Genomic DNA, 18696 nt, shown 5'->3' on the forward strand with positions numbered 1-18696 from the left:
GTGCCAAAAACCTGGATTCTTTGTAACATGAAATGCCTATATTTGCGCCTCTTACTACCAACTGACTATTAATGGAAGAGCATTTAATTGAGGATGGCAAATACAGATATATAGAAAAGGGCGAGGGAACCCCTATGATCATCCTGCATGGGCTGATGGGCGGACTGAGCAATTTCCAAGGCGTATCTGACTATTTCCCCTCCAAGGGCTACAAGGTCTTGATTCCCGAGCTCCCCATTTACGATATGCCCATCCTGAAGACGACCGTAAAGAACTTTGCCAAGTTCCTGGAAGGCTTCATAGAGGCCAAAGGATTGAACGAGGTCATTCTTCTGGGCAATTCCCTTGGCGGACACATTGGTCTTTTGCACACCAAAATGTTCCCCGAAATGGTGAAGGCATTGGTGATCACCGGAAGCTCCGGACTCTACGAAAGTGCCATGGGCGACGGCTATCCCAAGCGTGGCGATTATGAGTTCATCAAGAAAAAGGCGCAGGATGTCTTTTACGATCCCGAAGTGGCCACCAAGGAAATTGTGGACGAAGTGTTTGCCACGGTGAACGATAGGATGAAGTTGGTAAAGACCCTTGCCATCGCCAAAAGCGCCATTCGACACAACATGTCCAAGGACCTGCCACACATGAATACCCCCACATGCATCATTTGGGGCGAGAACGATACGGTGACCCCTCCCAATGTGGCCAAGGAGTTCCACGAACTTTTGCCGGATTCCGACCTATACTGGATCGAGAAATGCGGCCATGCCCCCATGATGGAGCACCCAGAGGACTTTAATCGCATTTTGGACGCTTGGTTGAAAAAGCGCAATTTTTAACATCAAAGACATAAGATAAAAGAACCAAGTGACAAGACCGAAATGAGCAAATAGGTCCCTTGTCGTAATTCTTGTATCTTGTTTACCATATATTATTCCGACACGCATGAAGATTTCTTCCGCCGAATTCATAATGAGCAATTCCAATGTGGCCAAATGCCCCAATGAACCGCTGCCGGAGTATGCCTTCATTGGGCGATCCAATGTGGGAAAATCGTCCCTCATCAATATGCTCGTGGACAGAAAGGGATTGGCCAAGACCTCTGGAAGACCAGGAAAAACCCAGCTCATCAACCATTTCAAGATCAACAACAATTGGTTTTTGGTGGATTTGCCGGGATATGGCTATGCCAGGGTATCCAAAAAGGACAAAAACACGTTTCAGAAATACATCACCGAATATTTTCAAAAACGAAAGCAATTGGTCTGCGGTTTTGTGCTTGTGGACATCCGGCACGACCCACAACCCATTGACCTTGAATTTATGGAATGGCTGGGGACCAATCAGGTGCCGTTTGCCATTATCTTCACCAAAGCGGACAAACTCAAACCCGGCACCATTGAAAAACAAGCGGAAGCCTATCTACAGAAATTAAAAGAAGGTGCATGGGAGGAGGCTCCCCCACATTTCACCACCTCATCCAGTAACCGGATGGGCAAGGATGAACTTTTGGAGTTCATAGATGGGATCAACCAACAATTTTTCTCCAATAACTGATCTCGGATAAATCCAAAGGATTTATTTTTTTAATGCGTATTTTCCATCCAATTTAGGGACCATGGATGTAGTGAAGACTTACCATAATGTGAACAAGGCTGATGGTTCGCTCAGTTTTGGCATTTCCAAGATGGAGGATATCCATAAAAAAAGGAACGGCCTGGCCGATGAGCCCCACCGACATGACTATTACACCATTCTTGTCGTCAAAAAAGGAAAGGGCGTCCATTTGGTCGATTTCAGGACGCACCCCGTTGTAGGAAACCAAGTTTTTTTCATCAGTCCCGGACAGGTCCATCAACTCAAGGAAGAAACGAGCTCGTTTGGCTATTCCATTGTTTTCTCCGCACAGTTCCTCGCCATGAACCATATTTTGGTGGATTTCATTGACGACATCAACCTGTTCAATGATTTTGGCAACACCCCGCCCCTGATGGTCAGCGAGCCGGAAATGGACCGAATCCTGTCCTTCGCCTCGGAAATGGAATTTTATTACCGGTCCCACGACACCTATAAGTTTGAGGCTATCGGCGCCCTGCTCAAATTGCTTTTGATCGCTTGCCACAACCTGTGTTCTTTGACCCAACTGGATTCCCAGACCATGGAAGTCGGTGCCGTTCTGGTGCGTAACTTCAAACAACTGGTGAACGAAAAGTTCAAGGTGTGGCACCATGCCTCTGCCTATGCCGATGCACTGCATATTACTCCCGACCACCTGAACCGTGTGGTGAAATCCCTCACCGGAAAGACCGCCAAGGAGCACATCCAAAGCAGGATCACCATAGCCGCCAAACGATTGCTGTATTTTTCGGCCCTGTCCCAAAAAGAGATCGCTTTTGAGCTTGGTTTTTCGGAGCCGGCCAATTTCAGTGCATTCTTCAAATCGTGTACGGGCATTTCCCCGAGCAAGTTCAAAGAATTGGCCTGATATCGGATTTTCATAAGTCCCTCCCGTGTTTTCATATCCCCAAAACCTCTTGCTTGCCCGACCTTTGTAGGGAACAAAAAATAAGACATATGAAGACCGTATTGCACAAAGCAGACACCAGAGGGCATGCCGACCATGGCTGGCTCAACAGTCACCATACATTCAGTTTCGCAGCCTATCAAAATCCAGAGCGGATGCATTTTGGGGTACTCCGTGTACTAAATGATGACCAAGTGGCACCGGGCAAGGGGTTTGGCTCCCACCCCCATGACAACATGGAGATCATCTCCATTCCTTTGGAAGGGGACCTCGAACACAAGGACAGCATGGGCAATGTGACCACCATCAAAGAAGGGGACGTACAGGTGATGAGTGCCGGCACGGGCATCTTTCACAGCGAATACAACAAGAACGATGACAAGCAGGTGAAGTTCCTACAGATATGGGTGTTCCCCAACAAAAGGAACGTGGAACCCCGTTATGACCAGATTTCCATAAGGGACATTGAGAAAAAGAATGCTTTTTACCAAGTACTCTCCCCAAACCCTGACGATGAAGGTGTGTGGGTGCATCAAGATGCCTGGTTCCATTTGGGCAAGTTTGAATCCGGTGCCATGGATACCTATACCATCAAGAAAGAAGGAAATGGGGTCTATGTGTTTGTACTGGAAGGAACAGTGGACATCAATGGACAGCAACTTGAAAAGCGTGATGGTTTTGGACTATGGGAAACGGATTCCTTCGACCTGAAATCCAACACGGACAGTAGGGTGTTGCTCATGGAAGTGCCGATGGGCCTTGGCAGCATTGGACGTTGATTTTTTTTGAAACGATCATAGACACAATGGCCCCGATCGGGGCCATTGTGTCTATTTTTTCTTGGTGCCTACACGCTAAACTTGCTGGTGACCTATTTCAAAAATCATGACAATTTATATGTATTTTAGTATTCCCAAATCTTTCAATCATGATACGAAACATTCTTTTCACTTTGTTTTGTTTGTTTTCGCTACATCTTGTGGCCCAAGACGAACTTTACCCTCCAGCAATAGAGATTTCTGACCCTACATTATCCAAGTTTTTGACCGAACTCACCCTGGCCGCTGGCAAGAAGGACAAGGATTTTATCCTGAACCATATGGATCCCAACATTTTGAGCAGTTTCGGGGGCAATGGTGGGATAGAGGAATTTAAGGAGTACTGGGATTTTGAAAAACAGCACACCACATTCTGGGACGAACTGGAAAATATTCTTTTGATCGGTGGGGCCAAATATGAGGATGGCTCCGGAAGTTACAGCATTCCCTATACATTCAGCGATTGGCCCAGTGAGTTCGATGCATATGAACATTATTTGGTCTTCGGCACCCATGTGAACGTCAGGAGTGCACCAAGCACCGAAAACTCCAAAGTATTGGGCCAACTCAGCTACCGAATTGTCAAATTGAATCAAAGTCCTCAAGATAATTCGGAGAATCAAAATCAGTGGTACAACATCAGCAGTACAGATGGGAAGTTGACCGGCTACGTACATGGAAAGTATCTTGTCTCACCTATTGGGTATAGGATGGAATTGACCAAATCCAAAAAAGGCTGGGTAATATCCAGTTTTGTCGCTGGTGATTAGGTCACACATTTTCATAGAAGCTTCGATCGGTTTTTTTTGTTGATCAAAACCTTCATCCATCAATTGAAACTGGGCATTGGTCAATTCAACGGCCTGGCTTTGTTCCCATTTGCTTTTCTTTGGACATCAGAAATAGAAGCGATGAGCCTGTCTGCCCGAAATATACTTTACCGCTTTGCCATCTTCATTTCCATAATGACAAACACCCAATGCTCGTCCACCCATCCCAAAATGAGCAATATGGACCCTACTGTCAAAGAAATCGGCAATCTTGGAAAGCAACGCATTGTACAAATGGCCAGGACACTCATCCTAGAGAATAGCGGTGAAAAAATACCGGAAAGTTATGACGCCCGAGTGTTCGCCAATGACAGTTCGGTGATTGTCCTGTTTGACCTTCCCATTCATTTTGCAGCCAAGAACACTGCCTTTTATTATGGTGCCACTGTTGATGTGGTCTCGAAAACCTTTAGCTATAGCCCCATCATAAACACGGAGGCCCAAATAAATGCTTTTAAGCACTTCCCTTTCCATGAACCGTCCAAAGTGGACATGAAGACCATTGAATTTGTATTGGGTGGGACCACATCGTACAGAAAACATAGGGAATCCCTGAATGCTAGGAATGAAGGCGTCACCATCATCGAAACCGATACCTTTTATAAGGTTCAGGTGCTATCCCAGTCACAGAGCAGCCAATACAACTTGGATAAACGGACGGGAATTTCTTCGGAACACCGACACCGACATATTAAAACCGAACCGCTCTCGGAACGGGGTTATGTGGAGATCATCAAATGACCGACTTGGGCCGGAACTACTTTTTCAGCTCCAGTTTTTCTGCAAAATAGTCGCAGAAATCCCTCATGGTGGCCGTCATTTTATCGTCCTGCGTGGCTTTCATGAAGGTATCGGTCATGGTCATCAAGGTCTGATGGAAGAAAATCTTCATCTCGTCCACTGGCATATCCTTGGTCCAAAGGTCTATTTTGAGGGATTCCTTGTTCTTGCTGTCCCAAACGGACAACATCATGGCCTTTGCATCTTCCTCTTGCACACCACCATCTTGGGCAGACCATTTCAATTCTTCAGGAACTCTGTTCTCATCAAGTCCCACTGTCAGTTTTATTTCTGAAGTATGTACTACCGCCATCTACTTTCTTGGTTTATAGTTTGATTTTTTCAAGATCTCATCCGCCGGCATGTCCAAAAGCTGTCGGAATCCCACCTCATTTTTTTCCACAAAGGCCCTAACGATCTGCCAACCCATATATCTGCCCAGCCTTCCCGGCGATTCATTGTCCAGTTCCAGTCCAAACTTGGAAAACGGTGCGGGGTCCAAAAACTTTCGGTCCAATTGGGAATCCGTACTGTAGAGCAGGTCACGCTCCACAAAATACTTCCACATTTCTTCCTCATTCGTTATCGCCCAGTCCATTTCTTCTTGGGTATAACCTATTTTTTGGGCATCCGTACTATGGGGAAGCAACCTGTCCTTTATATATAACTCCTTGCCATAATGCACCATTCTCGAAAGGAAAGTCCGGTTTCTAGGATAGGCAAGCACCCTCTTGGAAAATGCACTGGCCACATCGGAAACCAGAAATTGCTTGTCCAGTCCGGCCGATATGTATCGCTGTATGCCCCCATAGAAATAGTGGTCCGGCCCCAAATAATTGTCCAGCCCGATCAGCAGAAGGGTATCGGTAAGGATAACCCGGTCCTCATACCGCACATCCGAAGTGAGCGTGACCACTTTGGGCACTTCAAACTCCGGGAAATAATATTTGATGTGCTGAAAAAGGGACTCCAACTCCCCGGCTTCCTCCTCAAAATCCCCAAAGGTCTTTTCCACCTCTTCGGAAAGTTCAATCTGAAGGGTATCGGACAATTTTGCCACCCAAATACTATCGGGAAATTGTTCAGGAAAAAAGTAAGGATATTTCTTCTTCAATTGGGGAATGCCCTCCTGGGTCGCTTGGGCAAACTCGCGGTCAAATCGGGAAATCTGGAGTTCAACAGGGACCTTGGCAATCTCCTGTTCCGCCTTGTCCTCTTTTTTACAGGAGAAAAAGAAAAGAAAAATCCCCAAAACCAAACACAAAGGTGCCTGTTTCGCAAAGTATTTGAACAACCTCTTCATTTTTATGGACGCAGGGTTTAAATTTACAGGGAACAAAGGTAATTTATTGAAAACAAAAAGTAAGATATGCAAACAGAAAAGGTAATAGCCCATATTGTGGATTGGTTGAAAGCATATGCCACCAATGCCAAATGCAAAGGTTTTGTAATCGGGGTATCGGGAGGAATCGATTCCGCCGTCACTTCGACACTCTGTGCCAAGACCGGGCTGGACCTCTTGTGTTTGGAGATGCCGATACATCAAGCTGAAAGCCAGGTTACCCGTGCCGACCGCCACATTGATTGGCTGATGGAAAATTTCCCCAATGTGTCCCGACAGCCTGTGGACCTCACCCCTGTGTTCGACAGTCTTGTGGCCGCTTTTCCCAAAGTGCAGAACGAAGAGGAACGGTTTATGTCCCTTGCCAATACCAGGGCCCGATTACGGATGACCACACTCTATTATTTTGCCGCACTCCAAGGCTACCTCGTGGCAGGCACTGGAAACAAAGTGGAAGACTTTGGCGTCGGTTTCTACACCAAATACGGGGATGGCGGTGTGGACCTTAGCCCCATTGCGGACTTGGTAAAGACTGAAGTGTATGAACTCGGGAGGGTGTTGGGCGTCAACCAGGATATTATGGAAGCAGCACCTACTGATGGCCTTTGGGGCGACAGTAGAACGGATGAAGACCAAATAGGGGCATCTTACCCAGAATTGGAATGGGCAATGAAAATGGATGAGGCCGGAAAAACGATTGAAGATTTCTCTGACAGGGAGAAGGAAGTATTCACCATCTACAAAAGGTACAATACTGCAAACAAACATAAGATGGTTCCTATCCCTATTTGTGAGGTTCCAGTGGGCCTCAAATGACCATTTGACCCAAAAATCCCAGTTTAAGACGAAAAAAACCATAGAAAAACTATGGTTTTAAGAAAAAAAATACAATTTTACGTCGTCAAATTGTTATCTTGCCCGCTATACCGTGCAGGTAATCAGACACTAACTAAACGATAAATTAAACTCAAAACCGAATGATAAAGGTATTGATCGCTGACAACCATCCTGTAGTAAGGCTTGGTATTCGACAGGTGCTTGAATCTAGCTCAGATATTGAAATCATTGCAGACGTCTCCACTACAACAGAACTTTTTGAAACATTGGCCAAAATGACCCCGGACGTGGTCGTTTTGGAAATGGACATCCCTGAAATCAATGGGATTGCCACCCTCAGGAAGATGAAACTGGAATTCCCTGACATCAAAACCTTGATGTACAGCGGCCAGTCGGAAGATGTGTATGCCTTGAGCACCATCCGTGCTGGAGCCTATGGCTACCTGTCCAAAACTGCCGATTTGGATTACATCATCTCTGCAGTACGAAAAGTGAGTGACGGCAACATGTTCATCACCAATGAACTGGCACAACGTCTGGCCTTTGATGAAGGCACCCAAAAACCAAGAAGGTTCTTCAGAAAACTGTCCTCAAGGGAAGTTGAGGTACTGAAACTTCTGGCCAGTGGAAAAAGGAACAAGGAAGTCGCCGAAGGACTCAATTTGAACGAAAAAACAGTAAGTACCTACAAGGCCCGTTTGATGAAAAAATTGAATGTGGACAACTTGGTAGATCTGTTGCAACAGGCCAAGGCCCTGGAACTCTATTAAAAATACCCAACCAAACCAACTAAAGTAGGTCCCGGACAGTTTCACTTTCCGGGATTTTTTTATCCCATCACGATAGGACCCGGTTCAGTTTAGCATTCAACAACTTATTCAACTGCAAGTAGTTGACTATTTCTTCCAAAATTTCGGTATGGTCCCCGTTGCTCTCCTGCGTCTTTTCCTGTAGTTTCTGGATGCGGTTCTTGATCAGATTGCACCTCAGGGTAAGAATGGTTTCCCCTACCAACTGGGCCACGCCCAACTTTTTCTCCTTCGGGTAGATTTCACGGCGTTCCCAATCGTGCAGGACATATTGCTCTTCCTCCATTAAAATGGACGACACCTCCGGCACCACATCTTGGTCCAGTTCGGCCAAAAAAGTGTTCAATGAGAATTCCTCGTTCTCGTTCAGACTTTCTATCAATTTATAATAGATGTTCTTAAACTGTCCATTGGTGAGTTCGATTTCATCCTCCTGAAGGTCCAAAAATACCTTTTCATACACCTTGGCTTCCACAATTTCAGGCTCCAAGACCAATTCCCCTGACTCATTTTCCTTGAGCACGAGGTCCTCAAACTCTTGTTTTTGGTTTCCGTACAGCAACAGCACCTCAATGATCTTGCGCTCCAGCTCATATTGCACATCCACCTTCTCCACCACAGGGTCGCTTTTAACGACCTCAAAGGCTTTCTGTTCCTCCTTGATCTTCTTGGAGGCATCCGCCATACCCTTTTTATCGATCTGTGCCAAAGTGTTGTACAGCACTTCCTCCGAAATCTGCATGATCTTGGCACATTCCTGAATGTAGATCTCCTTTTGTATGCGATCGGGTATCTTGCTGATACTGTTCACGATATCCCTTACCGTATCCGCTCGCTTGATGGGGTCATTGGCCGCCTCCTTGGCCAGCAAAGATGTCTTGAACTGAATAAAATCCTTCGCATTTTCCTCCAAATAGAGCACCAGGTCCTCATACGTATTGTTCTTGGCAAAACTATCGGGATCCTCGCCTTCGGGGAAGGTGCACACCTTTACGTTCATGCCCTGCTCCAAGATCAGGTCAATCCCACGGAGCGAGGCACGCAATCCGGCCGCATCCCCATCAAAAAGCACTGTGATGTTCTTGGTGAGCCTGTTGATCAACCGTATCTGTTCCGGGCTAAGGGCCGTACCACTGGAAGAGACCACGTTTTCGACGCCCTTCTGGTACATTTGGATGACGTCCGTGTAACCCTCCACCAAATAGCAGTTGTCCTCTTTGGCAATGGCCTGCTTGGCATAGTAGATGCCATAAAGCACCTTGCTCTTATGGTAGATATCACTTTCGGGCGAATTAAGGTACTTGGCCGCTTTTTTGTCATTGCCCAGGATCCTTCCGCCAAAACCCAACACCCTTCCGCTCATGGAATGGATAGGGAACATGACCCTTCCCTTGAAACGATCGAACCGTTTGACCTCCCCGCCTGTTTGTTCCTTCACAATGGTGAGCCCCGTCTTTTCCAAAAACTCCAATTGGTAGCCTTGTTCCAAAGCGTTTTGCGTGTAGGCTTCCCACTCGTCCAAGCTATATCCAAGCCCGAACTTTTTGATGGTCCCATCGGTAAAACCGCGCTCTTTGAAATACGTAAGCCCAATGGCCTTACCCGGTCCCGTCTCCCAGAGGGTCTGTGCAAAGTATTTTTGTGCATGTTCGGAGACCAGGTACATGCTTTCCCGCTCGTTGGCCTGCTCCTTTTCCTCACTGGTCTGCTCGGTCTCCTCTATGTCGATGTTATACTTTTTCGCCAAATATTTGATGGCTTCAGGATAGGTGAAATGTTCGTGTTCCATCAAAAAGGCCACCACATTTCCCCCTTTCCCGCTACTGAAATCCTTCCAAATCTGCTTGACAGGGGACACCATGAAACTTGGGGTGCGCTCGTCCGTAAAAGGACTGAGTCCCTTAAAATTGGAACCCGATTTCTTCAACTGCACAAAATCCCCGATCACCTCTTCCAATCGGGCGGTCTCATATACTTGGTCTATGGTGGTTTTTGAAATCAAGGGCAATGCGTTGAAATGGCTGTTAAAGGTAAATAAAAACAAAGATTTGGTGAATCTGGTACCAACATTCCCCTTCTAGATTTCTTATCTTAGAAGTCCAATACTTGTTATCCACTTGGGATATTAAAAAATACAGGGGAAATATGACACATAAAAGATTACAGAAGTTAGCCTTTTTGACCATTTGTTCATTAGGAATAGCCTTCAATGCACATTCCCAAATGGCCGAGAAAGCCGCACCGATCTATGAAAATGGTGAGGCCCAAGTGGTCGAAGCTTTTTCCGACCCCAGCAAATGGATTCGCCACGATCTTTGGGTGGAAACCGAGTTTGATTCCGACGGGGATGGAAAACCCGATCGGATGCATGTGGATGTCACCCGTCCGGAGCAGACCGAGACCGAAGGCCTAAAACTTCCTGTTGTCTATGAATCCAGCCCCTACTATGCCGGTACCGCCGGATTGGCCGATGGAATGCTGTGGGACGTGAGGCACGAACTCGGTGAAGCCGGAAAACCCCGGAACCACCCCGAAGTGACCCGGATAGGGGAACGCCCCATCATTTCCAATTCCCAAATACATACATGGGTACCCCGCGGATATGTGGTGGTACATTCCTCTTCGCCTGGCACAGGGCTTTCGGATGGATCGCCTACTGTTGGGGGTGACAATGAGTCCCTGGCTCCCAAGGCCGTAATCGACTGGTTGTGCGGCAGGGCAAAAGGATATACGGAGCGAAACGGCAACACCGAGGTAAAGGCCTATTGGTCTACTGGCAAAGTGGGCATGACCGGTACTTCGTACAATGGCACCCTGCCCTTGGCCGCGGCCACAACGGGTGTGGAAGGTTTGGAAGCCATCATCCCCATTGCTCCGAACACTTCCTACTATCATTATTATCGCTCCAATGGACTGATACGCTCGCCGGGAGGGTATTTGGGAGAGGACATTGACGTACTCTATGATTTTATCCACAGTGGTGACGAATCCAAAAGAGCTAGGAACAACAAGGTGGTCCGCGACACGGAGATGAAAAACGGACAGGACCGCATCACCGGGGATTATAACAATTTTTGGGCCGGACGCGACTACCTCAACGATATGGGGCCCATGAAAGCAGCCCTTTTGATGTCGCATGGGTTCAACGACTGGAACGTAATGCCCGAACACAGCTACCGCATTTATGACAAGGCCCGGGAGAAAGGATTGCCGGTCCAGATCTATTACCATCAAAATGGACACGGTGGCCCGCCTCCCATTTCCATGATGAACCGCTGGTTCACCAAATACCTGCACGGCATTGAAAATGGGGTGGAAAACGACCCGAAAGCCTGGATTGTTCGGGAAGATGACAAAATGGATAACCCGACTTCCTATGAGGACTATCCCAATCCGAAAGCATCGGACGTCACCTTATTTTTGACCAAGGGGGCTCCGGAAAAAGGACAACTCTCTACGACCAAACCACAAAAACAGGGAACGGAAACTTTGGTGGACAATTATTCCTTTTCGGGGTCCAGTTTGGCGCAGGCAGAGATAACCAACCATAGGTTGATCTATGTAACCCCTCCCCTTTCCGAGGATGTGCACATTTCGGGTGTTTCCAAAATCAAGATAAAATTGGCCAGTAGCAAACCCGCTGCCAATCTATCCGTTTGGTTGGTTTCCCTGCCCTGGACCGAACGTCGCAATACCAAGATCACGGACAACATCATTACCCGGGGATGGGCAGACCCCCAAAACCACAAATCCCTTACCGAAAGTGAGCCTTTGGTACCGAACAAGTTCTATGAAATGGAGTTTGGACTGATGCCGGATGACCAGATCATCCCCAAGGGGCAGCAAATCGGGTTGATGATCTTCTCCAGTGACAAGGAATTCACCCTATGGCCCGAACCGGGCACGGAACTGACCGTGGACTTGGATGGAACACAGCTTGTTCTCCCGGTGGTGGGAGGAAAAATCCCTGTCACAAATCCCTAGACCCGAAGGGAAATCGATTTTGAATCTTATAAAGTAGAACTAAATTAATTGAACAACAATGGACAAACACAATTTTGACACGCTTTCCGAAGCCATAAACACCTTGACCCAAGAAGGATATGAAGAAAATTTTGAAGCCGGGGACAACTGCATCAAAGCGCTATATTCCAAAAAGGAGTATCAACCCAGTGAATTAAAGATCATGGCCTCATACCGTTTTGAAGGGATGACCAACCCCGAAGACCAAGCCACCGTTTTCACCATTGAGGCCAAGGATGGCACCAAGGGCACCCTAGTGATGTCCTACAGTGCGGAGCACAACCAAAATGAGGAGCTCATCAAAAAAATCCCAATGGCGAGGAACTAGATCTATCCAAAAAACTGGCCCAAGGCAGAAGGTTGATAAAGCAACCAACCCGTTAAGCTGAACCGACTTTTGTGTGCTTTGAGCACTGCATGGGGCACTTCGGCACTTTTGAACATCACACATCTCGCCGCCAAAGGGTCCACCAAAAAACTGGAACCGTCCTTTTCAAAGATTTCCAGTTCCCCACCGTCCCCTCTTTGCCAACCTTCATTGAGGTAAATCACCACGGAGATCATCCGGTTGTTCCTACGCTCAAATTGATCCAAATGTTTATCGTAATGTCCGCCCGAAGGGTAATGTGCCAAATGGAACTCATATCCGGAAAGACTCAGGTAGCAATATCGATTGAACATCTGCATGGTTTCATCCACCAATCCCCAATAAGTCTTCAGGTGACCGTCCCTTTCCCGATCTAGCCAATAGGTGAAATCGCCCCTGATCTTGCTGTTGATCTGCTTTTCGGTGTCGGCACCTATCCCCGCCTCATTAAACTTGGGCAGCATGTCCAGAAAAAAAGACCTGATCTCGGCATAGAGTTCATCCCGAAGAAAATGGTCAATGATCACGTAATCTTTACTGGAGAGGTCATCCATCCAAGACAACCAATCTTCCAAACTGTGGTAGGTATCCAATGGTTCAAAATGTGTGCGAATGTAGAGAATATTCAACAATGAACCACTGTTTTTCTTATTTTGGACATGCTCAACCTACATCAATATATTATGGCACCAATTTTGTCCCAATCATTTCATTATGAAAAACATGCTCCCCATTCTTATCCTCTCCCTCCTTTCCCCTGCCCTTTCGGCACAACGTGTTTTTGAAGTGGATGCGGAATACAAGGCCGATTACTTGGTCTTTGAGGTGGATAGCGAATACAAAGCCGACCTTCTTGTCCACAAAGTGGACCGGGAATACGAGGCGAAATACAATAAGGGCCTATGGTTTTTTACGGACCGGGATTACAAGGCTGATTTTCAGGTGTTCTTCGTAGATCGGGAATATAAGGCCGAACTTATGGTGTTCTTTGTGGATCGGGATTATAAAGCGGGCTGGAGAAACGATGCCAAAAGACTGGCACTCGAATTCCCAATTCTGGAATGACCCCAACGCTGTATCTTTGCATACAAATCGAAATGTATGATTCTTTTCTTCGGAAGCAGGCCTGGAAAAAAAGAGACCAAAACCTTGAAAAATGTCAGCTGTCCGCATTGCCACCAACGGGACACATTGACCGCAGTTTCCCAATCCAATCATGCCCATGTGTTCTGGATACCGATTTTTACCCTTAACACGATCCGCTATGCGGAATGTTCCCACTGCAAGCGGGTTTACTACAAGGAAGAGTTTACACCTGAAATGGAACGGGCCCTATCGTCCTAATGAAAAAAGCACAGCCCGGATACCCGAACTGTGCCCACATTCAAAATTGTTTCGGTCATATATCGAACCGAAGGCCCAAGGAAATATTGTTCTGTTTGATGTCCGCATCCGTGAAAATGGGATTCAGATCGTACTTGACGTATAGCAACACCCCATCAAAACCCATATAACCACTCACTCCATAGATCAGGTCGCTGGTATTGTAGTCTCTTTTGAGCTTGTCCTTGACATCTTCCCCATCCCTGCTGTACTTCAGTTTTTGACGGGTTCCCAAATTGAAACCCCCATATCCTCCCAAACCGACCCTGAACTGATCTCGGATGGAATATCGGATGGTGCGTTCCGTTTTTCGCAATCGCGAAGGCCCAAATTCAAAATGGACCGGGAAGACCAAGTTGTCCATTCGCAGTTTGGACTTGTCCAATTCATATTCGAACTCCTCCAAAACGGTCTGATCGCCATTTTTGACAAAAATCTGGTTGTCCTTTGGTTTCAGACCATTGAACTGGAATGAAAGTCCATAGTTGAACCGCAGCCAGTTCGAATTTTGAAAAACCCGGGTGCGCCACTGCCAGCCCATTTCAAAAAATCGGCTCCCACCGATTTTATACGGGGATTCGTCCAACGACTGCCCCTCAATCAGGGCATTGTTAAAACCTATGGCCATGACAAAGTCAGAATAGGTCCGTCTGTCATATTTGATGTCTTTTTTCCATCCGTTCGAATTGAACCAGATGGCAGGTTTTCCATCGATCATGATACCGATATGCGTCCGGTCGTTGTCCAAAGTGTCCAGTTCGGACAGGGTAAGCACTTGGCCTTCGTTACGCTCCAAAAGGGAAATCCTATTGTCCACAATGGCAACCCTGTTTTCAATATTGAGGGCCCTGCGCTTGGCCACTTCTTCCTTCAAAATCTTTGCTTCGGCCTCGGAAATATCGCCCCGCTCCAAACGCCGATTGATGTCCTTGACTTCCACTTTCAGGGCTTCTTTTTCCTGTTCCACAATACGTTCCCTCTCGATCTTTAGGGCTTTGATTTCCTTTTCATAGTCTTCCTGTCCCAGGATTTGGTGGGAAACCAGCAGAAATACCAGTGTCGCTAAATAAAATGTAATTGTTCTCATGATTGTTTCTGGATTATAGCCTTCCTTGTCCCTGCCCAAACAGTTTGGGCAGGAAGAGAAAGGTGTTTTGATTGATGAATAAAATTTTAATTGTTTCGGTCGGCCACGGCAGTACGCAGTTTGAAATATCCTTCCTTGAGCGCATCGAATATTTGGTCCCTGAACGACTCGTCCAGTTCATCCTCTACTTCGGCCAGCAAGCTCATGGCATCCACTGATCCATTTTTAGGGAACAATCTGTCGGCCATGATCTGTTTTTGGGCCTGTCGGAGCAAAGAATCCACTTCGGCATCCGAGACGCCTTTGTTCAAGCCTTCCATATGTTGCACCTGGGCGATCACTTCCTCCACTTTTTGGGTAATCAATACATCCGACTCTTTGATGAACTTGTCCTGTTCCACCTGTTTTGTTTCCTCTTGTGCCAAAACCGGTTGCGAAATGGGAAGCTCGTCGGCAAAACCCTTTGGGTTTTCTTTGGTCATCGGTTCCAAATCGCTGTTGGCCAGCTTGGTCTCCTCGTGTCCCGGAAGTGTTTTGGTAAGCTCCTGTTGAGGGGATTGGGTTTCGTTTTCCGTATCGATAGGATCCACTTTTTCTTTCACGGCTTGTATCTCCCCCGGAATGCTTTCCCCTTTGTCCACAAACAATAGGGACAACAACAAAATGCCCACAAAACTCGCCGCCATGGCATACACTTGCCATTTACGGCCTTTCTTCTTGGGTGCGGTGTCCAATTGCGACGCAATTTTGTCCCAAGCTCCGGATGAAGGAGCTATGGTACGCTCCTCCAGTTTTTCCTTGATATGCTTTTCCAATTTATCCATATCCTATGCTTTACTTGCCCAACCTTGTTTTGGGCGACATTCCTTTTAAAGTCAAATTTTCCTGAAGCATCTTTCTTGCCTTGAACAGCTGCGATTTGGAGGTCCCTTCCGAGATCTCCAGCATTTCGGCTATCTCTTGGTGGCCATAACCTTCTATGGCATGGAGCAAAAAAACGGTTTTGTACCCCTCGGGAAGCGAATCGATGAGCTGCTGCACGTATTCCACATCCAACAATCCACCACCGCTCACCGTTTCTTTGGGCTGGGCATCAAACACTTCATCGTCATAGACCACAAACTGTTTTTTCCGCAGATGTGAAATGCTCTCCCTCACCATAATGGTCCTGATCCAACCCTCAAAACTACCCTTGTGCGCAAATGTGCCCAGGTTTTTGAACACCTTGATGAAACCATTGATCATCACGTCCTCCGCAAAATGCTGGTCTTTGATGTACTGCCTGCAAACGCCCAACATTTTTGGCGCATACTTCCCATACAGCACCTTTTGGGCCTGTTGGTCGCCCTTCACGGCCTTTTTTATCAATTGGCCTTCATTGTTATATAGCGAAATGATCTTCAAAAGTTTGGTTTCAAAAAGTGGTTCTATTTAGATAGACGGATAATGTTAAATAGGAGTTGCCTGAAAAAATAAATTTTTTCATTCAAAATTGAAAATCAGTTATTTACAATTTTATTTTTTTCGGTCAACCACATAGTTGACCATAAGCGTGAGGGCACTTTTGTATTCAGAATCGGGGTAATTGTCCAAGATGGCAAGGGCCTCGTCCTTAAATTCCAGCATTTTGGCCACGGCATATTCCAATCCGCCCATTTCCTTTACATAGGCGATGACCTCCTTTACCCTTTTCTTGTTCTTGTTGTGGTTTTTGATGGAATTGATCAACCATTTCTTCTTCTCCTTGTCGCTCTGGTTCAAAGCGTAGATCAAGGGAAGGGTCATCTTCTGTTCTTTGATGTCGATGCCCGTAGGTTTCCCGATCTGTTCGGCACCATAGTCAAAAAGGTCATCCTTTATCTGGAAGGCCATACCACAGAGTTCCCCGAACTTTCTAAAGGTCTCCACCTCTTCGGAATCGGGCCGCACGGAACAGGCTCCCATGCTGCAGCATGCCGCAATGAGGGTCGCTGTTTTTTGACGGATGATGTCGTAATAGACCTCTTCGGTGATATCGAGGAGACGGGCCTTTTCAATCTGCAACAACTCCCCTTCGCTCATGTCCCGAACGGCATTGGAAATGATATGGAGCAGATCGTAGTCCTTGCCCTCCAATGAGACCAATAAGCCTTTCGAAAAAAGGAAATCGCCCACCAAAACGGCAATTTTGTTCTTCCAAAGGGCATTGATGGAGAAAAACCCCCTTCGTTTGTTGCTGTCGTCCACCACATCGTCATGGACCAAGCTGGCCGTGTGGATCAATTCGATGATCGAGGCCCCGGTATAGGTTCTTTCGTTTACTTTACCGTTCAACAATTTGGCGGTAAGAAAAACGAACATGGGCCGCATCTGCTTGCCCTTCCTGTTGACAATATAGTAAGTGATCCTATTGAACAATGCCACCTTGGACGACATGGATTTGAGGAATTTTTCCTCAAAAAGCTCCATTTCATCCTCTATGGGCTCCCTGATCTGAGAAACTATTTTCAACAACGGTTTGGTGCGTTTGATTTTGAAGCCTTAAAAGTAGGGAAAATGAAAGAGTTGGTATAAAGATGCGCAAAGATTTAAGCCCGATGGGTGAAACTATCGATGATTTGAGGGGTTTTAGGGTTTTAGGGTTAAGGGTTAAGGGTTAAGGGTTAAGGGTTAAGGGTTAAGGGTTAAGGGAAAGAACAAATTATTTTGGTTACTTGGTTATTGGGATTTGGGATTTTGGGTTTTAGAATTGGGACTTGCCAACTTGCTTCGACTACGCTCAGCAACCAACGCTCAGGGTAAGAGCTCAATACTACAGTTCCTGACTCCTAAAACTAACTTTTATTGGCCAACTGCCCACATGCGGCATCGATGTCCTTTCCTCTGGACCTACGAACGGTAACGGTAATGCCATTGCTCTCCAGAATGTTTTGGTACATTTCCACAGCATCCATGGAGGCTTGTTGAAACTCGCCATCGTCTATGGGGTTGTACTCGATCAGATTGACCTTGGATGGGGCGAACTTGCAAAACCTGACCAATGCATCAGCGGCCTCCCTGGTGTCGTTTATGCCTTTCCAGACCACGTATTCGTAGGTGATCCTATTTTTTGTCTTGCTGTACCAATATTCCAATGCCTCCCGAAGGTCTCTCAAGGGGAAGGTGGCATTGAAGGGCATGATGGAGGTCCGCACCTCATCAATGGCGGAATGAAGGGATACCGCCAAACGGAACTTGACTTCTTCGTCGGCCATTTTCTTGATCATTTTGGGCACCCCGGACGTGGATACGGTTATCCGTCTTGGAGACATGCCCAATCCTTCGGGCGAAGTGATCATTTCAATGGCCTTGAGCACGTTGTTATAGTTCATCAAGGGTTCACCCATGCCCATGAACACAATATTGCTCAGGGGACGGTCAAAATAGAGCCTGCTTTCGTTGTCTATGGCCACCACCTGATCATAGATCTCATCGGGGTTCAGGTTACGCATCCGTTTCATGCGGGCGGTGGCACAGAACCTACAATCCAAACTACACCCTACCTGACTGGAAACACAGGCGGTGGTCCGGGTCTCGGTCGGGATGAGAACGGATTCCACCACAAGTCCATCGTGAAGGCGCACGGCATTTTTGATGGTGCCATCGGAGCTGCGCTGCATTTGGTCCACCCGTATGTGGTTGATCACAAAGTTATCTTCCAACATTTGTCGGGTTTCCTTGGAAACATTGGTCATGGCATCAAAGGTATGGGCCGATTTCTGCCAAAGCCATTCATAGACTTGGTTGCCCCGAAAGGCCTTGTCCCCATGCTCCACAAAGAACTGCCGAAGCTGTTCCTTGGTCAATGCCCGTATGTCCTTCTTTTTGGTTTCCACAGGATAAAGATAATCAAGAAAAAATCCCGTTGGTCGTGGAACCGA

The 18696-nt window shown here is 46.8% G+C and carries 21 protein-coding genes; 12 read left to right on the plus strand and 9 right to left on the minus strand.

The window, feature by feature from the left end:
- The first annotated feature begins 71 nt into the window (after window positions 1-71).
- From DB398_RS10220 to DB398_RS10245, 6 genes are all read left to right on the plus strand, one after another.
- Window positions 72-836: an alpha/beta fold hydrolase gene (locus DB398_RS10220; RefSeq protein ID WP_108424290.1), complete on the plus strand. Its 765-nt coding sequence runs from the start codon at window positions 72-74 to the stop codon at window positions 834-836.
- A 106-nt stretch (window positions 837-942) separates the two neighbouring features.
- Entirely contained in the window at window positions 943-1554 is a 612-nt protein-coding gene (gene yihA / locus DB398_RS10225) for a ribosome biogenesis GTP-binding protein YihA/YsxC (RefSeq protein ID WP_108424291.1), read from the plus strand.
- A gap of 61 nt (window positions 1555-1615) precedes the next feature.
- Window positions 1616-2482 carry an AraC family transcriptional regulator gene (locus DB398_RS10230; RefSeq protein ID WP_108424292.1) on the plus strand — a complete coding sequence of 289 codons (867 nt, stop codon included), beginning with the start codon at window positions 1616-1618 and terminating at the stop codon, window positions 2480-2482.
- A gap of 89 nt (window positions 2483-2571) precedes the next feature.
- Window positions 2572-3300 (plus strand): pirin family protein, encoded by a 729-nt coding sequence (locus tag DB398_RS10235; protein WP_108424293.1) that lies wholly within the window; start codon window positions 2572-2574, stop codon window positions 3298-3300.
- A gap of 149 nt (window positions 3301-3449) precedes the next feature.
- Window positions 3450-4109 (plus strand): SH3 domain-containing protein, encoded by a 660-nt coding sequence (locus DB398_RS10240; RefSeq protein ID WP_108424294.1) that lies wholly within the window; start codon window positions 3450-3452, stop codon window positions 4107-4109.
- Between the two features lie 36 nt (window positions 4110-4145).
- Complete coding sequence (locus tag DB398_RS10245; protein WP_108424295.1) at window positions 4146-4910, plus strand: hypothetical protein; 765 nt, start codon at window positions 4146-4148, stop codon at window positions 4908-4910.
- Between the two features lie 16 nt (window positions 4911-4926).
- Here the strand turns inward: DB398_RS10245 and gldC are convergent, their stop codons facing one another.
- Window positions 4927-5262, minus strand: a complete 336-nt coding sequence (gene gldC / locus DB398_RS10250) for a gliding motility protein GldC (RefSeq protein WP_108424296.1) — start codon at window positions 5260-5262, stop codon at window positions 4927-4929.
- Window positions 5263-6252: a gliding motility lipoprotein GldB gene (gene gldB, locus DB398_RS10255; RefSeq protein WP_199913382.1), complete on the minus strand. Its 990-nt coding sequence runs from the start codon at window positions 6250-6252 to the stop codon at window positions 5263-5265.
- 66 nt (window positions 6253-6318) lie between these two features.
- Between gldB and nadE the strand changes: the two genes are divergently transcribed.
- Together nadE and DB398_RS10265 are read left to right on the plus strand one after the other, a co-directional pair.
- Complete coding sequence (gene nadE, locus DB398_RS10260) at window positions 6319-7107, plus strand: NAD(+) synthase (protein WP_108424396.1); 789 nt, start codon at window positions 6319-6321, stop codon at window positions 7105-7107.
- A 161-nt stretch (window positions 7108-7268) separates the two neighbouring features.
- On the plus strand, window positions 7269-7898 hold the full coding sequence (locus DB398_RS10265; RefSeq protein WP_108424297.1) for a response regulator: 630 nt from the start codon (window positions 7269-7271) through the stop codon (window positions 7896-7898).
- Between the two features lie 67 nt (window positions 7899-7965).
- On the opposite strand, the gene dnaG is transcribed toward DB398_RS10265, so the two are convergent.
- The gene (gene dnaG / locus DB398_RS10270) at window positions 7966-9939 is read right to left on the minus strand and encodes a DNA primase (protein WP_108424398.1); all 1974 of its coding nucleotides are present in this window, start codon (window positions 9937-9939) and stop codon (window positions 7966-7968) included.
- 143 nt (window positions 9940-10082) lie between these two features.
- On the opposite strand from dnaG, the gene DB398_RS10275 reads away from it, so the two are divergent.
- Together DB398_RS10275 and DB398_RS10280 are read left to right on the plus strand one after the other, a co-directional pair.
- Entirely contained in the window at window positions 10083-11921 is a 1839-nt protein-coding gene (locus DB398_RS10275) for a Xaa-Pro dipeptidyl-peptidase (protein ID WP_108424298.1), read from the plus strand.
- 58 nt (window positions 11922-11979) lie between these two features.
- The gene (locus DB398_RS10280; protein WP_108424299.1) at window positions 11980-12288 is read left to right on the plus strand and encodes a phosphoribosylpyrophosphate synthetase; all 309 of its coding nucleotides are present in this window, start codon (window positions 11980-11982) and stop codon (window positions 12286-12288) included.
- 2 nt (window positions 12289-12290) lie between these two features.
- Here the strand turns inward: DB398_RS10280 and DB398_RS10285 are convergent, their stop codons facing one another.
- On the minus strand, window positions 12291-12959 hold the full coding sequence (locus DB398_RS10285; protein ID WP_234416193.1) for a 2OG-Fe(II) oxygenase: 669 nt from the start codon (window positions 12957-12959) through the stop codon (window positions 12291-12293).
- Window positions 12960-13041: 82 nt separating this feature from the next.
- Here DB398_RS10285 and DB398_RS10290 point away from each other — a divergent pair, with 82 nt between their 5' ends.
- Entirely contained in the window at window positions 13042-13392 is a 351-nt protein-coding gene (locus tag DB398_RS10290) for a 7(1) septoil knot domain-containing protein (protein WP_108424300.1), read from the plus strand.
- Window positions 13393-13428: 36 nt separating this feature from the next.
- A complete protein-coding gene (locus tag DB398_RS10295; RefSeq protein ID WP_108424301.1) occupies window positions 13429-13671 on the plus strand; it encodes a zinc-ribbon domain-containing protein in 243 nt (80 codons plus the stop codon).
- Window positions 13672-13726: 55 nt separating this feature from the next.
- Here the strand turns inward: DB398_RS10295 and DB398_RS10300 are convergent, their stop codons facing one another.
- The 5 genes from DB398_RS10300 to rlmN all read right to left on the minus strand — a co-directional run bounded on the left by DB398_RS10300 (window position 13727) and on the right by rlmN (window position 18651).
- A complete protein-coding gene (locus DB398_RS10300) occupies window positions 13727-14797 on the minus strand; it encodes a coiled-coil domain-containing protein (protein ID WP_108424400.1) in 1071 nt (356 codons plus the stop codon).
- A gap of 86 nt (window positions 14798-14883) precedes the next feature.
- Entirely contained in the window at window positions 14884-15621 is a 738-nt protein-coding gene (locus tag DB398_RS10305) for a hypothetical protein (RefSeq protein ID WP_108424302.1), read from the minus strand.
- A gap of 10 nt (window positions 15622-15631) precedes the next feature.
- Window positions 15632-16201 carry an RNA polymerase sigma factor gene (locus tag DB398_RS10310; protein WP_108424303.1) on the minus strand — a complete coding sequence of 190 codons (570 nt, stop codon included), beginning with the start codon at window positions 16199-16201 and terminating at the stop codon, window positions 15632-15634.
- Between the two features lie 111 nt (window positions 16202-16312).
- Window positions 16313-17287: a polyprenyl synthetase family protein gene (locus tag DB398_RS10315; protein ID WP_108424401.1), complete on the minus strand. Its 975-nt coding sequence runs from the start codon at window positions 17285-17287 to the stop codon at window positions 16313-16315.
- A 323-nt stretch (window positions 17288-17610) separates the two neighbouring features.
- Window positions 17611-18651, minus strand: a complete 1041-nt coding sequence (gene rlmN, locus DB398_RS10320; RefSeq protein WP_108424304.1) for a dual-specificity RNA methyltransferase RlmN — start codon at window positions 18649-18651, stop codon at window positions 17611-17613.
- Between the last annotated feature and the right edge of the window lie 45 nt (window positions 18652-18696).

The sequence above is a fragment of the Flagellimonas amoyensis genome (assembly GCF_003058265.1).
In the GTDB taxonomy this organism is placed as follows: domain Bacteria; phylum Bacteroidota; class Bacteroidia; order Flavobacteriales; family Flavobacteriaceae; genus Flagellimonas; species Flagellimonas amoyensis.

Bases quoted from the DNA above. Each gene is read 5' to 3' on its own strand.
- DB398_RS10235 (WP_108424293.1), top strand. From the start codon at position 2,572: ATGAAGACCGTATTGCACAAAGCAGACACCAGAGGGCATGCCGACCAT.
- gldB (WP_199913382.1), bottom strand. From the start codon at position 6,252: ATGAAGAGGTTGTTCAAATACTTTGCGAAACAGGCACCTTTGTGTTTG.
- DB398_RS10230 (WP_108424292.1), top strand. From the start codon at position 1,616: ATGGATGTAGTGAAGACTTACCATAATGTGAACAAGGCTGATGGTTCG.
- DB398_RS10265 (WP_108424297.1), top strand. From the start codon at position 7,269: ATGATAAAGGTATTGATCGCTGACAACCATCCTGTAGTAAGGCTTGGT.
- nadE (WP_108424396.1), top strand. From the start codon at position 6,319: ATGCAAACAGAAAAGGTAATAGCCCATATTGTGGATTGGTTGAAAGCA.
- DB398_RS10275 (WP_108424298.1), top strand. From the start codon at position 10,083: ATGACACATAAAAGATTACAGAAGTTAGCCTTTTTGACCATTTGTTCA.
- gldC (WP_108424296.1), bottom strand. From the start codon at position 5,262: ATGGCGGTAGTACATACTTCAGAAATAAAACTGACAGTGGGACTTGAT.
- yihA (WP_108424291.1), top strand. From the start codon at position 943: ATGAAGATTTCTTCCGCCGAATTCATAATGAGCAATTCCAATGTGGCC.
- DB398_RS10240 (WP_108424294.1), top strand. From the start codon at position 3,450: ATGATACGAAACATTCTTTTCACTTTGTTTTGTTTGTTTTCGCTACAT.
- DB398_RS10305 (WP_108424302.1), bottom strand. From the start codon at position 15,621: ATGGATAAATTGGAAAAGCATATCAAGGAAAAACTGGAGGAGCGTACC.
- DB398_RS10280 (WP_108424299.1), top strand. From the start codon at position 11,980: ATGGACAAACACAATTTTGACACGCTTTCCGAAGCCATAAACACCTTG.
- DB398_RS10220 (WP_108424290.1), top strand. From the start codon at position 72: ATGGAAGAGCATTTAATTGAGGATGGCAAATACAGATATATAGAAAAG.
- DB398_RS10300 (WP_108424400.1), bottom strand. From the start codon at position 14,797: ATGAGAACAATTACATTTTATTTAGCGACACTGGTATTTCTGCTGGTT.
- DB398_RS10295 (WP_108424301.1), top strand. From the start codon at position 13,429: ATGATTCTTTTCTTCGGAAGCAGGCCTGGAAAAAAAGAGACCAAAACC.
- DB398_RS10290 (WP_108424300.1), top strand. From the start codon at position 13,042: ATGAAAAACATGCTCCCCATTCTTATCCTCTCCCTCCTTTCCCCTGCC.